This is a genomic window from Rhodococcus sp. WS3 (genome assembly GCF_003797085.1).
Lineage (GTDB): Bacteria > Actinomycetota > Actinomycetes > Mycobacteriales > Mycobacteriaceae > Rhodococcus_F > Rhodococcus_F globerula.
The window spans coordinates 2,706,916-2,721,661 of sequence record NZ_RKMA01000001.1 but is presented as its reverse complement, the minus strand read 5'-3'; the positions used below and the strand labels follow the sequence as shown (position 1 = coordinate 2,721,661).

Below are 14,746 nucleotides of genomic sequence, written 5' to 3'. Positions count from 1 at the left end.
TCACGGGCAGCGAAGCTGCCTGATCCACTTCCTCGTATCTGCCGGATCGATGACGTCGTCCAACTCGAATGTTGTTGCCGCCATCAGCGCCTTGCCTTGTGCGTAGGCCAATTCCACGAACTGACCGAACAGGGTTTCCCGCGCAGCCGGATCTTCGACTGATTCGAGTTCCTTCCGGAAGCCCAGTCGGACAGCGCCTTCAAGCCCCATCGGCCCGATCTCGCCGGTCGGCCAGGCCACAGTGAACTCGGGCGCGTGGAATGACCCGCCGGCCATCGCCATGGCACCGAGACCGTAACCCTTACGCAGGATCACCGTCCCGAAAGGCACCGTGAGCCTCGCTCCGGCCACGAAAAAGCGACCGAATCGCCGTACCGTCGCTTGTTCCTCGGAATCCGGCCCCACCATGAATCCCGGAGTGTCGCAGAGCGTAACCAGCGGAATCCGATGTGCCTCGCACAGTTCCAGGAAGTCCGACGCCTTGTCCGCTGCTTCCGCATCGATTGCCCCGCCCAGATGCTCACTACTGTTCGCGAGCACGGCAACCGGTACGCCTTCCACCCGGATCAACGCCGTCACGACGCCGCGACCGTAATCGCGCCGCAACTCCAGCACCGAATCGACGTCGGCAATCGCCTCGACGGCGCGTCGCACATCGTACGAACGCAGCCTGTTTTCCGGCACTACATGCCGAGCCAGCCGAGGATCAGGCGCGGTCCACTGCTGCGCCGCACCCTGGAAGTAGCCGAGATACTTCTTTGCCAATTCGACTGCCTGAGCATCGTTCTCGGCAACCACGTGCACAACGCCGTTTCGCCGTTGAATGTCGATCGGCCCGATGTCCTCCGGGCGGTAGGTACCCAGTCCACCGCCCTCGACCATCGCCGGTCCACCCATTCCGATGTTGGCGTCCGGCGTGGCGATCAGGACATCGCACGCACCCGCCAACGCGGCATTGCCGGCAAAGCAACGACCCGATACGACGGCCACCAACGGCACTCGGCCGCGCAATGCCGCCATCGCCCGGAAGGTACCCAGTTCAAGCCCCGACCCTGCTCCGGCATCCGTATCACCGGGGCGACCACCACCGCCCTCCGCGAACAGCACCACGGGTACACGTTTACGGGCGGCGAGCTCGAGCAGTCGGTCCGTCTTGGCATGATTGCGCATACCCTGCGTACCGGCAAGAACCGAGTAATCGTACGAAATGACAACGCTCTCACCGCCGTTGATTGCTGCCACGCCACCGATCAATCCGTCGGCGGGAGTATTTGCGATCAGGTCTTCTTCACTGCGACGGCTACGCTGAGCCGCCAAAGTCAAGGCGCCGTATTCGACAAAGCTGCCGTCGTCGATCAGGTCCTCGACATTTTCGCGTGCCGTCCGACGACCCAGCTTGTGCCGTTTGGCTACCGCTTCGGGCCTCGCCGCATCCAAGGTCACCTCATGTCGAGCAAGGATTTCCGCGAGGTCAGGACGCACCAGATCCAGGTCGAGGTCCTCGGAACGCTCCACTCGCTCGGCCGCTGTGGCATCGCGCACCACCATGAGCGGCTCACCCGCAACCACTGCCTTGCCGACCCTGCCGAGTACGCGAATCACCTCGACGTCGGATTCGGCAGCCAGGACATGCTGCATTTTCATCGCTTCGAGCACAGCGGCCTGACTGCCCCGGTGAACGGCATCGCCGACAGCGGCAATCTCGACGACAATTCCGGCCATCTGCGCGCGCAGGACGGTCTCACCCAGCACTGCAACGGGAGGCTCCGAAACCTTGGCTTCCGGGACGAGATCGGCAATACGTCCCTCGAGCCAGTCGATATCGACGACGCCGTCACGGAAATCCTTCTCCGACAGGATCGCCCGCAGGAAAAGAAGGTTGGTCGCAATCCCTTCGATCGCAAACTCGTCGAGTGCGGCAATCGACTTGCGCACCGCCGCAGCAAAATCTGCCCGACGGGTGTGTGTGATCACCTTCGCCAGCAAGGAGTCGTAGCGGGCACTCGGCGACAAACCCGCCGCACCGAAGGTGTCGACTCGAACTCCCGGTCCGCTCGGCGGCGCAAACACGTCAAGCGTTCCGGTTTCCGCGCGCGCACCGCCGTCGCGCGTCATGGTTTCCATGTTGACCCGCATCTGGATTGCGATACCCGACGCCGCCGCAACGGTTCCCTGATGCCCAGGAACTCCTGCTGCACAGGTAATCCCCTCAGGAAGATGCAATGATTCGAAACTCACGCCGTCGGCGATCATCAACTGCACGGCAACCAGGTCGACACCGCTCACCTCTTCCGTGACGGTGTGTTCCACTTGGATACGCGGATTGACCTCGAGGAAAACGAATCCTCGCTCCTCCACGAGAAACTCCACTGTTGCGATCCCACGGTAACCGACCTCCGCACACAACCTCGCCGCGGCGGCATGCAAACGCTCGCGCAGTGGTTCGGAAAGACCTTGCGCGGGAGCAATTTCGACAAGTTTTTGATGCCTGCGCTGAACGCTGCAATCGCGATCTCCCAGTGCCGTCGCACAGATACCCGCCGCGCCGGGCGCCGACACAACCTGGACCTCGATATGGCGAGCACGTTCACTGAGCACCTCGGCAAACAGTTCGGCACTGCCGAAGCCGGCCCGAGCCTCCGCCGCACACACGCGGTAAGCGTCGTCGAGCGAGGGCAGATCGCGCACGACACGCATGCCCCGACCGCCGCCACCCGCAAGTGCCTTGATCATGATTCCCCGCGAATGCCGCGCGAAGAACTCCCGCACCTCGTCGAGGCTTGCATCGCCCGCCGTGGCCGGCAACACCGGAACGCCGGATTCCACAGCAGCGCCGCGCGCGCGTGACTTGTCCCCGAAGATACGGAGCACCTCAGCGCTCGGACCCACGAATACAAGGCCCGCACTGGCACACGCCCGTGCGAAATCCGGATTCTCACTGAGGAATCCGTATCCGGGATGGATATGCGTGACCGATGAATCGAGGGCGATCGACAACAGCGAGTCTTGATCCAGATACGCAGACGCGCCGCTGCCTGGCAGTGGAAACGACTCTGTCGCAGCTTCGACGTGTGGGCTTGTTGCGTCATCTTCGGCGTAGACCGACACGGTCTCGATCCCGAGTTCGCGGGCTGTTCGAATGATGCGCAGAGCAATCTCGCCTCGATTGGCGATCAGCAGTCTCATTCCGAGGTTTCGCAGTCAGTCACCGCCACAGTGTGTTTTGACGTTGACGTCAATGTCAAGCATGGGGGATCGCCCGCGCCACTAGATCACGTCGGCGTAGAGATACACGTTGTCCTGGTAGTTGCCGACCCCGTCCGAGAACTCCAGCTCCCCACCACACGTCACCACGGCAAGCTTGCGCGGACCGTCCGGCCCGGCCAGAACACTCTCCTCGATTCCGTCCGCCTTGGCTCGCGACACCACCGCCGTCACCCGCCACCGTGTGCTGTTCCCAGCGGCATCCGACGTACGGATCTCCTGCCCAGGCTCGACTGTCCCGAGATCGAACAACGCACCGTTACCCTGACCGGCAAGATTCACATGCCCGGCGATCAGTGTTGTGCCCGTCTGCGAATCCAATGGCGCACCGTCCAACCAGATGCCGACCTCGCTGACGTCGCCGGGAGGGGTCAAGGCTCCATCGATGACACTCGCGTCGACGATCGGTGCCTGCACCCCGAGCGGATCGAGGGACAAAGTAGCAGGCGACATCTGCGCATCAGCAGTAGCGAGCACCGCCGGCGCCGATTGGCCGGCCGTGGGCGCCGGCGGTATCGCCGTACTCTCACCCGACCGAGAGCCGAGGTATGTCATGAGTAAGCCCACAGTTACCGCGATAATTATTGCCGCAGTAGCAAATACGCGAGACTTGCGCCTGCGCACAGGTTCCGCGGAACTGGTGCCTGGCTCGTCCGGTACGGGATTCGGATTCATCGACGTCATCAGAGATGTTCCTTTGTCGTGAACGAGCATCGTCCGGTGCTGACGGGGAGAGTCGGCACCGGACGCTGCTCGATCGAAACTGGTTCAGATTTCCGCTGCTACGAGCGGCGGCGGCGGACGGCGATTGCTCCGCAGGCAGCCAGCCCGATCAGGCCGAGTCCCGCAATCGCAATTCCGACGTGCGGACCTGCAGTCTCGTCAGCTGCGCCACCGTCGATAGAGGTCGGACGCTCACCCGTCGGAGCCTTCGGGGTCGTTTGCGTGACCACACGCGGGGTGGGTACCGCAACCGTGGTCGGAGCGGGAGCAACCGGCACTCCGGGGATCACCGGAATGATCGGGATAATCGGAATGATCGGAACGATCACGTTGGGCTTGGTGGTTGTCGTCGGAACAGTCGTCGACGGCGTCGTGGTCGGAGCTCCCGGCGTCGTGGTCGGAACAGTCGTGGACGGCGTTGTCGTCGGAGCCGCATCGAAGGTCACCGTCGCATCACCCTGGAGCTTGGCCGGGGTGACGGTGTTGAACGTTGCAAAAACCTGGCACTCGGCGCCGGCGTTGTTCCAGTGGATGCTTTCGAACGAGCTGGGTGCGCCGGCGACGGATACCTTGACCGCGCCTGCACCCGGGGACGTGACGCACAGCGCCACGTCAGTCGGATCATTGCCCTCACCGGTGACAACCAGGGTGTTTCCGGTCAGCTTCACATTTGCGTTCGGCTCACACAGTTCCAGAGTTGCGCCTGCGGGAGCGCTCACGGTGAGTGGCTTGCCGTACATGTTGGTGGACACCGTGAACGTTGCCTTGCCGCCGCTGGCGAGAGTGCCACTGGCCGGGTCTGCGAGCGAAATACTCAGGGCGGGTGTCACATTCATGACCCCGAGAATCCGAGCCTGCTCAGCCGGACCGAGATCGGCGTCGCAATCGACTACGGCGTTCGTTTCCTCGAGATAATCCTTGTCCGATACACACCAGATAAGAAGCTGACGATTTACCCTGTTCGCAGCCGTCGAATCATCAGCGACGCCACCCGGCGTGAACGGGTGGGGATTCTGAATCAGGTAGCTGATGAGCAGTTCCTGTTCCTGAGTCAGACGATCGTTGCCGCCGACCGGAAGCGTCGGTCCTACTACGTTGAACTGCCCGCCATCGCTGTAGCCAGGCTCGCCATCAGGCGAGATCTCATCACACGTCTCTTCCTTCATGTCGGTGCAGTACATCCACTCCGACTGTGGACCACTGGCCTCGGGGACGTCGCGCACACCACAGATAGGCGCAGGTGACCGCTGGTCGTTGTTGTAGTACAGCGGCACCACATTTCCGGCGTTGTAGTAATCCAGGCGCACACCATCGATAACCATGTCGTCCGCGTAGGGATAGTCAGCGGACGTCTGCGTGCCTTCGCACATCGGCGCAGTGAAGGCGGCCGCCGACGCCGGCGCAGCTGTTGCCGGCCCTGCCGAACCGGCGACAATTCCACCGACCAATGCAAGCGTCGACACAGCGGACACGGATGCCAGCCCGACCTTTTTCCGCCGCACCACGGCTGATGACGATGACGATGTGTTCATGGACGATCTCCTCGAGAAGTAACAGTTGGGGCACCCAGCAGGCCAACATGGCATTAGCCATGTGATTGCCAACACAGTTCGACGATTGAAACTTGCTGCGCGCTTGCTGTCAAACGTCACTATTCGGCGGAAAGCGCTCATAGCGTCGCAAAACAGCCAAAAGGTTTGTTATGTGACACTCTGTCACAGATACACGGAGAAACCGGCGATACGCTGCGCATTTATCCACAAGGTCGAACAGTTCCCGAAACGATTTGCCGACCCGGAAGAAAATCGTCACAAATTCAACAATCGGCACAGTTACAAGACGATAGCTGTGCGTACTGATAGCTGAATGGTGACAAATCAACCAAACGACTATCTGTTGATCGACACCCGGCACGTCGCGATCCCATAGCGCACGCGGCCCGAGAATGAATGGAATCACGCAATTCGACCCGCACCATTCGCGTGCTGCCGCCCGGTACCGACGTGCGCAATGTCTACGCCGACCGCACGAAATCAACCAGACAACCGTAATCTTTCCGACTAAGGACTGACCGGTCTGAAGGGTGCTCGGCTCGACTTGTCGCAGAGCTAGGTACCCACTGTCCACTTTGCTCCAGAAGGAGATCAAGCGATGCCCGAAAACGCTGGGCCAATGACGCCTCTTCAGATCAAGAACGCTGCGGCAGATTTGATGCCTGCGCTTCGATCGGAATTGATCGAACTGGTACGAATACCGTCGATCGCGACCGATGGCTATCCCGCAGCACCACTCTTCGAAGCCCACGATTTCATCGTGTCGCTCTTGGAGAAATCCGGGGTCACCCAGATCGATCGTCTCGAAATTCCGGGTAAGACGGCACCTGTCATCATTGCGACCATTCCGGGTCCGGTCGGGACGCCCACGGTCCTCATGTACTCGCATTACGACGTCGTTCCCGCCGAAGACCTCGAACTGTGGGACACACCGCCCTTCGAGCCCACCGAACGCGACGGCGCGCTCTACGGCCGCGGGACGGCGGATTCCAAGGCAAACGTGATCGGCATGATCGGGGCGCTTCGCGTCTTCGACGGAAAACCGCCTGTGACAGTCAAACTCGTCATCGAAGGCCAGGAAGAATTCGGCAGCCCCTTCGACAATTATCCGCCCGAAGCCCCGGAACTCTTCCAGTCCGACGCCATGGTGATCGCCGATGTGGGAAGTGTTCGCCCCGGATCACCCACCCTGACCGTCGCATTGCGCGGATCCGCCCAGGTGATCGTGGAACTGACCACTCTCGGAGCCGACAAACACAACGGCCTCTACGGCGGCGCCGCTCCCGACGCGCGCCTCGCGCTCATCCGCGCACTGGCATCGCTGCATGACGACAACGGTGATGTCGCCGTCGACGGTCTGCTGCGCGAGGAATGGACGGGAAGCAGCTACACCGACGAAGAATTCCGCACCCTCGCCGAAGTACGTGACGGACTCCCCCTCCTCGGCACCGGCGGAATCGGTGAACGAATCTGGTCCGGTCCGGCGATCACCGTCACCGGAATCGACGCACCGCCCGTCGACGGCGCAGTCAACGCCGTCGCGAGCACCGCACGCGCAGTGATCAACCTGCGCGTGCATCCGCGTCAGCCTGCATCCGAAGCGCAGGCAGCACTGGTCCGGCACTTACAGGCACTACGCCCGTTCGGCCTCGAACTCGACGTCAAAGCCGGAGAAACCGGGGACGGCTTTGCTGCAGAACAGGGCGGCCCCGCATTCGACGCGGCCATGTTCGCGCTCTCGGAATCCTGGGACGGCGAAGCCGGACAGATGGCCGGCGGCGGTTCCATCCCGATCGTGATGGCTCTCGACACTGCCGTGCCCACCGCCGAGAAACTGCTCTTCGGCGCAACCGACGGGTACGCAAACATTCACGGCCCCAACGAGCGTGTGCTTCTCGACGAATTCGAAAAGGCCGTTGTCGCGAAAGCTCTGTTCTTCCAGGAGTACGCCCGCACATTCGAAGGAAAGAAATGAGCACCAAGACCGAAGAAGGCGCCGCGCACACCCCGGCGAAGAAGAAGTTCGAGTTTCCCGGCGCCGTCACGATGCTGGCCATCGTCACGGTACTGGTATGGATTGCCGCGCTGTTCATTCCGGCCGGACGCTTCGGTGTCGACGTCGACGGATCACCCGTCCCCGGTAGCTTCGAAACCGTCACGTCCCCGCTGACTTTCTTCGAACGCATCCAGCAGCTGATTCTCTCCCCCGTCAACGGCCTCTACGGTGTTCAGGATCCACTCACGGGATTTGTCGACACCGATAACATCGGTCGGCTTTTCGGATCTGTCGGTGTCGTTCTGTTCATCATGGCCCTCGGTGCATTCATCTCCGTCAGTTTCGCCACTCGCAGCCTCGAAACCGCTGTCTCGCAACTAGCTACCAAGCTCAGCGACAAGGGTTGGCTGCTCATCACCGTCATCATGGTGCTGTTCTCGCTGCTCGGATCGACCATGGGGTTCTCCGTCGAGACGTTCGGCTTCTACGCGCTCCTCATCCCCCTGATGACGGCTCTCGGCTACGACCGCATGGTCGCGGCGACGATGATCATCCTCGGCGCACTCGTCGGCAACATGGCGTCGACCGTCAACCCGTTCTCGATCGGCGTCGCGTCCGGTGAAGCCGGCGTCTCCATCGGCGACGGTATCGTCCTGCGCGTCATCCTGTGGATCGTATTGACCGCAGTGGCAGTGGTATTCGTACTTCGCTACGCCGCCAAGGTGAAGAAGGATCCGGCCACCTCGCTCGTCGGATTCGACATCGACGACGACGAGGAAGAAGAGGCAGCACCACCTGTCGACATCGACAGCAAGCTGACCGGAATTCAGAAACTGGTCCTCGTCATCACCGGACTCACCTTCGGTTTGATGATCTTCTCCGTCATCCCGTGGTCGAGCATCTTCGGCGGTACCACCGGGCCGGCCGAGTACGACGCGTACCACGTCACCGCCACCGAGCCATACTGGTTCGAATTGAACTGGTGGTTCCCGCAACTGGCGATGCTGTTCATCCTCGCAGCCGTCCTCGTCGGCATCGTCGCCAAGATGGGCGAGAAGAAGACCGTCTCACTGATCACCCGTGGCGCCGGCGACATGGTGGGGCCCGCCATCGTCATCCTGCTCGCGCGCGGCGTCTCCGTGATCATGACCAACACCGAAACCCTCGACACCATCCTCAATGCGATGGAACAGTTGGTGTCCGGCGCGTCCGCGGGTGTGTTCGCGATCCTCGTGATGCTCGTGAACATTCCACTGGCCTTCCTGATTCCGTCCAGCTCCGGACACGCCACCCTCGCAATGCCACTGCTGGCACCGCTGGGTGATTTTGCCGGAGTCAGTAGGTCTTTGGTGATCACGGCCTTCCAGATGGGCCACGGCCTGATGCTGATGGTTGCACCCACCAACGTCGTCGTTGTCGGTGGACTCGCAATGGCCAAGGTCGGTTACGACAAGTTCCTGCGCTTCGTCTGGCCGCTACTGTTGATCAACTTCGTGATCGTGGTCGTCGTGATCGGCGCCGCCGCGGTTCTCGAGTAGAAATGGGTCAGGCGTGGTCGGCGCTGCGCGCTGCCTGTTCGAGGCGGTCTCGATATTCGGCCCACCACGCCTGATCACCCGGCGCCACGTTGGCGTTGTCGGATCGCAGACCTGCAGCGCCGTCGATCATTTCGCGCACGATGTCGGCGTGGCCGACATGACGATGAATTTCCGTGACGACGTGCACGAGTACCTGGTGCAGGGTGACGTCACGGAGTTTCAGCGGCCACGTCTTCACCTCCCCCGCTGCATCCAGATCCAGATCATTGATCGTGGCATCCGAAAAGACCCAGGTGCGACGGTACGTGTCGAGTATGAAATCCCTGGATTCGTCTGCGCGGGCCCACATATCGACATTGGGCTCGTCCGAGCGCAACCACTGCGGCAGGTCCGGCACCCGGCGTCCGAACACCGGGCCGAAGTACCCGAGTTCCACGCCGATCATGTGCTTGACCAACCCCAGCAGGTTGGTGCCTGTATGCGTCATCGGTCGCCGGATCTCGTACTCCGACAACCCTTCGAGCTTCCAGAGCAAGGCGTCCCGTGCCGACTGAAGGTATCGCTGCAGATCGTCCTTGTCTTGCGCGCTTGTCATGCCTGTCAGTGTTGCACCGATGCCTGCCCTTGCGTGAGATAGTGCGCAGGAGAGCTGATTTCCCCATAACAACTACCGAGTGGAGTGAGCAGTTGACCGCGGTCGAAGATCTGGCCGAAGTGGCGTCGCGGGCCCTCGCGGCCGAAGCCGAAGTACGTTCGGTCCGATGGCAGAGCCGAACTGCAGTGGAAAAGGCTGCGATCGGTGCCCGGGATGTGTTGGACAAGGATCGAGCGGCACTGAACCAACCGACGTACAGCGGCCTCTCGCCGTCACCGCACATGGCCCGCCAACTCGAACTGATCACCCGCCTTCAGCCACCCCTGCCGGCCGACGCCAGCATCGGCGCTGCAGCTCAAGCAGAAGCTGACGCGGTAGCAGCGGTCACCACCGCCCGGATTGCGCTCGAAGCAGCACATCTCGCAGTTCTCGAAGCTCGTGTCGCCGCCCTCGATGCCGGCGACAGTGACGACGTTGCCGCTGCGATCCGCGGCTATGTCCCGCTCGCGGCCGGTAACCCCGCGGTTCGGCACATGCAGGACCTCGGCAGCCGTATTCGCGAGGAATTCCGACACGTATTCAACGGGAAACCTCGATCCATTGCGTTCCGTCTGGGCCTGAGCCTCGGGCTAGGGTTCGCGTATCTGGCGTTCATCCGACTTTTCCAGTGGGACAGCAAGGAAGACCGACTGCCCTATCTGGCTCTGTACGCATTGTCAGGGGTCATCGGCAGTGTGGTCTGCACCAATGCACTGAGCTTCGACGCCGGTCGGGTGCGCGCCGCGCTCTCCGGTGGTACCCGCCTGTGGCATGTGCTGGTCGCCAAGAACATCGTGATGCTGATCCTCGTCGGCGCCGCCGGCTTTGTTCTCAGCGTCGTTCTGTCATGGCGCGCCGGAAACAGCACCGAATTGTTGAAAGCCTGCGGGCAGGTCCTGACCATGATCCTGCTGTGGCTCGGAGTCGCCAACGTCATGTCGGTGAGCTTGCCGTTGCGCGCCGAACCGATTCTCGAACGTCGCTACGACGGCACGTGGAAACCCTTCATGCTCTCCTTCGCCATCTCGTACGGTGTCGGGTTGGTCGTCAATCTCATGCTGTACTGGCGTGTTTGGGCCAAGACGACGCTGCTCGAGCAGATGGGTGGGCCGTGGATTCCGGTGCTCATGCTGGTTGCGAGCGCCGCCGCGACGTGGTTACTCCTGACGGTGCTGGCAGTGCTGCTGGCCGAGCAGCCGCGGTTCCGTCGTGCGTTGCAGCGCGAGATGATCGTCTATCGCGACGCTGCCGAAACCGTGAAAGCGTAGAAACCAGACAGTCGGACTAAAGTTGCAGATGATCATTTCACCAGGCCGGAACACCGACCTCGAAGAAGGAACAAGAGAACTGATGGCCAGTCAAGACCAGTTCGGTCCTATCGAATATGTTGCCGTCGAGTTTCCCGATGGCGCAGTAACTGCCGACGGTTTCGAGCAGTTGCTCGAGATCGTCGACAACGGAACCATCCGCATTCTCGATCTCGAGTTTGTTGTCAAAGCTGCGGACAACTCGCTGCGCGTGGTTCCGGCATCCACGTTCGACCTCGCAGACTTTGATCTGTCCCAGTTCGACGGTGCCGCGTCCGGATTGCTCGACGCCGGCGACATCGCCGCCGTGGGCGAGGACATCGCCGCCGGAAGTGTTGCAGCGGTTCTCGTCTACGAGGAGTTGACTGTGCTCCCCGTTCTGGATGCGTGGGTTCGCAGCGGTGCCCGAGTGATCACCGAAGGTCACATTTCAGTCGACGAACTGGCCGATGCCTTGAATGAAACGGAGAACAACGAATGAGCTTCCTCAGGCGGGCCAGCCGAGTAGCTGTCGCGAGCTCCATCCACGGAAATGTTCAGCGCCGCCAGCGAACTCGCTGGGCAGCAGAAGATCAGGCCAAGGCAGCAGCACAGGCTGTTCCACCGATCCCGGATCTGCCGCCGCTGCCGCCTCAGGTTGCGCCGGCAGCATCGATGGACGCGAAGATCGAACAACTCACCAAGCTCGGTGAGCTCAAAGCCGCCGGCATCCTCACCGACGCCGAGTTCGACGCCCAGAAGGCCCGGATTCTCGGGAACTGAGCGTCACCGTGCTCATCCCCGCCGATTGCGGGGATGAGCACAGCCCTTACTTCGAGACCTCATGCGCGAGCGAACTAGGTGCCAGGGAGAAGTACCGGTTTGACGATTTCCCCCGCGAGAGCGCGCTTTTCGGCGGCATTGATCTCGGAGAGAGGGAAGGTAGTGACGAGGCGGTCGAAGGGGAATTGTCCGGCCTGCCACAGTGCGATCAGGGTGGGGATGAAGGTGTGCGGGTTGGCGTCACCTTCGAGAATGCCGGTGATAGTGCGACCGGCAGTCAGAGCAAGTGGTGCGATCATCAAATCGCCCTGTTGCACGCCGACCAGTCCCAGAGTGCCGCGCAGAGCAAGGGCATCAAGGGTAGCCGCGATGACGGTGGGTAGCCCGGTGGTGTCGAGGCCGTATCGGACTCCGGCCGGAGCAATCGCCCGGATCTGTTCTGTCAGATCACCTGCACCGGGGACGATCGTGTCCGTGGCACCGAGTTCGCGGGCCAGTGCGAGCCTGTCGCTGTTCAAGTCGACAGCGATGATCGGTCCGGCGCCGGCGACCTTGGCGGCCATGACCGCGGACAGGCCGACTGCACCCGCGCCGACGATGACGATGCCTTCACCGGGACGCACCTGGAGCACTTCGAGGACTGCACCGGCGCCGGTTTGAATTCCGCATCCGAGGGGGCCGAGCAATTCCAGCGGCAGTTCTTTGTCGACGACCACGGCGTTACGTGCGTCGACGACCGCGTGGGTGGCGAAGGACGACTGGCCGAACCATCTTCCGGCGACTGGTTTTCCGGCGGTGTCGGTCAGCGGGGTGGAGCCGTCGAGGGCGTTGCCGACGAGGTTGCGGGCCAGGAAGGTGTCGCAGTACGCCGGGTGAGCGTCAAGACAGTTGGCGCAGGTGCCGCAGGAGTCGAAGCTCAGGACAACGTGGTCACCGACTGCGACGGTCTGCACCGCGGATCCGACGGCTTCCACGATTCCGGCGCCCTCGTGTCCGAGAACGATCGGTGGGGTTCCGAACCCTGCTGCGGCCCTGGGTAATACATCGGTGTGGCAGTGGCCGGCCCCGACGATCCGGACAAGGACCTCATGCGGGGTCGGGTCGGCCAACTCGAGGTCCTCGATACTGAAGGGGGTTTCTTCGCCACGGAGGACGGCTGCTTCGATTTTCATTGCTTTCCTGCGTCTTTCGAGTCAGTGGCAGTGGTGAGACGGATCGATTTGGTCTGTCGGCGTTGTGAGCGCCCGTCAGTACAAGTAATCCTCGCCGCTGGCACGGACAGTGATGTCACTGATGCTGATGCCCCACGGTTGATCGATGACGTGAACAACAGCGTCGGCTAGATCGTCGGGCTTGATGAGCCAGTATTCGATCGAGTCGACGTCCTTCTGCTCGGGACGCATGGTTCCCTCGGTCAGGTGACCGATGTTCTCCATGTAGGTTCCGGCACGCTGACCGGTGAGCCCGAGGATCGCTTTCTCGTTGACGATCCAGCTCGCCAGGTTGGTGCCTGTCACGCCAGTTGGCTTGACCGTCGTGACCTTGATCTTGCCCTTGGCCTCGATTCGCAGCGAATCCGAGATCGTGGTGACTGCAGCCTTTGTCGCGCTGTAGACGCCGGAACCGTCGATGCCTGCGTTGCCGAAGATCGACGAGATGTTGACGACCTGGCCACGACCCTGTTCGATCATCTGGTCGTAGACGGCGGAGATTCCGTTGACGACGCCCTTGATGTTGATGTCAATTGCCTTGTGCCACTTCTGCCATGCACGCTCGTGGTCGGCAAAGTAGGCGAGAGGCATAACCCCGGCGTTGTTGACGAGTACGTCGAGCGCTCCGAATTCCGAAATTCCGTGCTGTGCTGCAGCGACGACCTGGTCCATATCGGTGACGTCGGCAACTTTGTAGGTGCCAGTGAACCCTGCTGCCGCGATACCGTCGAACACAGCCTTCAAGCCGGCTTCGTTGATGTCGACGCCGACGACCTTGGCACCCTGCGCTGCCACCTTCTCGGCGATGAGCTGACCGAACCCACCGCCCGCGCCGGTGATGAGAATGACCTTGTCCTGCAAGTATTGAGACATAATTTTCCCTTTTCTTCGAAAGCGTGAGTTCTGTGTGGATCACACCGAAAGTTCTGTGTGGATCACACAATGTCTTCTGTGTGGATCACACAATGTTGATGGCATCGAGGACCACCGCGACGGTCTTCCGATCGCCGGAAACATCGACCGCGGACCGCCATGCAGATCGGGTGGTCCCCCATCGCAGGAAATCGGTGGCCTGGGTCGTCGCGATGTTCTCGGGCACGTCACCGGTTTCGGTGACGGTGACTCCTTCGCCACCACGGGCCAGGACGAAAGTGCGCTCGGTGGCACCGGTGAGTCGAAGTGCCACAGGCGATGTCAATGCGGCGGCGACGGCTTCGCCGCACATCTGTGGGAGTCCTGAGACCATCCAGTCGATCGCCGGATCGATAGCTGCCGCCACGTCGATATCGCCGTGAGAGATCGGTCCGAACGGCGCCAGCAGATCCGACGTCAGATGAACGAGATGGTCGAACGACACCGCGTCGCTGAGCTGATGCAGACGATAGGTCCCGAGGTCGAGCATCTCGAGTGCGTTGTCGCGAAGCTCTTCGCCCTGCAGCGCGGTTAGCGTCGCGAGACCTGCTGCGGACTGTTCCCGGTAGTAGTCCAGAATCTGCTCGTGCGGTAGATCTGCGCGCTCGCGAACAGCAGCGTCGTTGAGCCGCTCGGACATGCCACTGGGGTTCGGCGGGAACACGAGGTCCGGATCGGCGATGAAGTTGAAGAAGAACGCCATGTGGCCAACGAGGTCGTGAATGCGCCAGCCGTGGCACGCACTGTCGGCTTCCCATTCGGCGGTCCCGAACTGCTCGGCGATTTTGACTGTGTTTTCTGCCAGCGCGCGGGCGCCGGCGAGTCCTGCGTCGGACATGATGACTC

At 61.7% G+C, this 14,746-nt stretch carries 12 protein-coding genes; 5 read left to right on the top strand and 7 right to left on the bottom strand.

Annotated features, from left to right (window positions below; translation table 11 throughout):
* The 3 genes from EEB13_RS12345 to EEB13_RS12335 all read right to left on the bottom strand — a co-directional run bounded on the left by EEB13_RS12345 (position 1) and on the right by EEB13_RS12335 (position 5,519).
* On the bottom strand, positions 1–3,186 hold the full coding sequence (locus EEB13_RS12345; protein WP_033235397.1) for an acetyl-CoA carboxylase family protein: 3,186 nt from the start codon (positions 3,184–3,186) through the stop codon (positions 1–3).
* Positions 3,187–3,267: 81 nt separating this feature from the next.
* Entirely contained in the window at positions 3,268–3,948 is a 681-nt protein-coding gene (locus tag EEB13_RS12340) for a class F sortase (protein WP_080711780.1), read from the bottom strand.
* A gap of 98 nt (positions 3,949–4,046) precedes the next feature.
* Positions 4,047–5,519, bottom strand: coding sequence for a hypothetical protein (locus EEB13_RS12335; RefSeq protein WP_141485350.1), 1,473 nt, complete (start codon positions 5,517–5,519; stop codon positions 4,047–4,049).
* Positions 5,520–6,159: 640 nt separating this feature from the next.
* Between EEB13_RS12335 and EEB13_RS12330 the strand changes: the two genes are divergently transcribed.
* On the top strand, positions 6,160–7,515 hold the full coding sequence (locus EEB13_RS12330) for a M20/M25/M40 family metallo-hydrolase (RefSeq protein ID WP_051730603.1): 1,356 nt from the start codon (positions 6,160–6,162) through the stop codon (positions 7,513–7,515).
* On the top strand, positions 7,512–9,074 hold the full coding sequence (locus EEB13_RS12325) for a YfcC family protein (RefSeq protein WP_033235396.1): 1,563 nt from the start codon (positions 7,512–7,514) through the stop codon (positions 9,072–9,074). Before EEB13_RS12330 ends, EEB13_RS12325 begins: the two co-directional genes overlap by 4 nt.
* Before the next feature lie 7 nt (positions 9,075–9,081).
* On the opposite strand, the gene EEB13_RS12320 is transcribed toward EEB13_RS12325, so the two are convergent.
* Positions 9,082–9,669: a DinB family protein gene (locus EEB13_RS12320; RefSeq protein WP_033235395.1), complete on the bottom strand. Its 588-nt coding sequence runs from the start codon at positions 9,667–9,669 to the stop codon at positions 9,082–9,084.
* Positions 9,670–9,761: 92 nt separating this feature from the next.
* On the opposite strand from EEB13_RS12320, the gene EEB13_RS12315 reads away from it, so the two are divergent.
* The 3 genes from EEB13_RS12315 (at position 9,762) to EEB13_RS12305 (ending at position 11,777) form a co-directional block, all read left to right on the top strand.
* Positions 9,762–10,976, top strand: a complete 1,215-nt coding sequence (locus EEB13_RS12315; protein ID WP_033235394.1) for an ABC transporter permease — start codon at positions 9,762–9,764, stop codon at positions 10,974–10,976.
* Between the two features lie 82 nt (positions 10,977–11,058).
* Positions 11,059–11,496: a DUF6325 family protein gene (locus EEB13_RS12310; RefSeq protein ID WP_033235441.1), complete on the top strand. Its 438-nt coding sequence runs from the start codon at positions 11,059–11,061 to the stop codon at positions 11,494–11,496.
* Entirely contained in the window at positions 11,493–11,777 is a 285-nt protein-coding gene (locus EEB13_RS12305; protein WP_141485349.1) for an SHOCT domain-containing protein, read from the top strand. The genes EEB13_RS12310 and EEB13_RS12305 overlap by 4 nt, the downstream gene beginning before the upstream one ends.
* Positions 11,778–11,851: 74 nt before the next feature.
* Here the strand turns inward: EEB13_RS12305 and EEB13_RS12300 are convergent, their stop codons facing one another.
* From EEB13_RS12300 to EEB13_RS12290, 3 genes are all read right to left on the bottom strand, one after another.
* Positions 11,852–12,949 carry an NAD(P)-dependent alcohol dehydrogenase gene (locus EEB13_RS12300; RefSeq protein ID WP_141485348.1) on the bottom strand — a complete coding sequence of 366 codons (1,098 nt, stop codon included), beginning with the start codon at positions 12,947–12,949 and terminating at the stop codon, positions 11,852–11,854.
* Positions 12,950–13,024: 75 nt separating this feature from the next.
* Positions 13,025–13,861 (bottom strand): SDR family oxidoreductase, encoded by an 837-nt coding sequence (locus EEB13_RS12295; protein WP_141485347.1) that lies wholly within the window; start codon positions 13,859–13,861, stop codon positions 13,025–13,027.
* An 85-nt stretch (positions 13,862–13,946) separates the two neighbouring features.
* A complete protein-coding gene (locus EEB13_RS12290; RefSeq protein WP_141485346.1) occupies positions 13,947–14,738 on the bottom strand; it encodes a maleylpyruvate isomerase N-terminal domain-containing protein in 792 nt (263 codons plus the stop codon).
* Positions 14,739–14,746 lie beyond the last annotated feature (8 nt).

What these genes read in the sequence shown, in the direction of transcription:
- EEB13_RS12325 (WP_033235396.1), top strand. Translation starts at nt 7,512, where the DNA reads ATGAGCACCAAGACCGAAGAAGGCGCCGCGCACACCCCGGCGAAGAAG.
- EEB13_RS12330 (WP_051730603.1), top strand. Translation starts at nt 6,160, where the DNA reads ATGACGCCTCTTCAGATCAAGAACGCTGCGGCAGATTTGATGCCTGCG.
- EEB13_RS12335 (WP_141485350.1), bottom strand. Translation starts at nt 5,519, where the DNA reads ATGAACACATCGTCATCGTCATCAGCCGTGGTGCGGCGGAAAAAGGTC.
- EEB13_RS12305 (WP_141485349.1), top strand. Translation starts at nt 11,493, where the DNA reads ATGAGCTTCCTCAGGCGGGCCAGCCGAGTAGCTGTCGCGAGCTCCATC.
- EEB13_RS12290 (WP_141485346.1), bottom strand. Translation starts at nt 14,738, where the DNA reads ATGTCCGACGCAGGACTCGCCGGCGCCCGCGCGCTGGCAGAAAACACA.
- EEB13_RS12300 (WP_141485348.1), bottom strand. Translation starts at nt 12,949, where the DNA reads ATGAAAATCGAAGCAGCCGTCCTCCGTGGCGAAGAAACCCCCTTCAGT.
- EEB13_RS12340 (WP_080711780.1), bottom strand. Translation starts at nt 3,948, where the DNA reads ATGACGTCGATGAATCCGAATCCCGTACCGGACGAGCCAGGCACCAGT.
- EEB13_RS12345 (WP_033235397.1), bottom strand. Translation starts at nt 3,186, where the DNA reads ATGAGACTGCTGATCGCCAATCGAGGCGAGATTGCTCTGCGCATCATT.
- EEB13_RS12310 (WP_033235441.1), top strand. Translation starts at nt 11,059, where the DNA reads ATGGCCAGTCAAGACCAGTTCGGTCCTATCGAATATGTTGCCGTCGAG.
- EEB13_RS12295 (WP_141485347.1), bottom strand. Translation starts at nt 13,861, where the DNA reads ATGTCTCAATACTTGCAGGACAAGGTCATTCTCATCACCGGCGCGGGC.
- EEB13_RS12320 (WP_033235395.1), bottom strand. Translation starts at nt 9,669, where the DNA reads ATGACAAGCGCGCAAGACAAGGACGATCTGCAGCGATACCTTCAGTCG.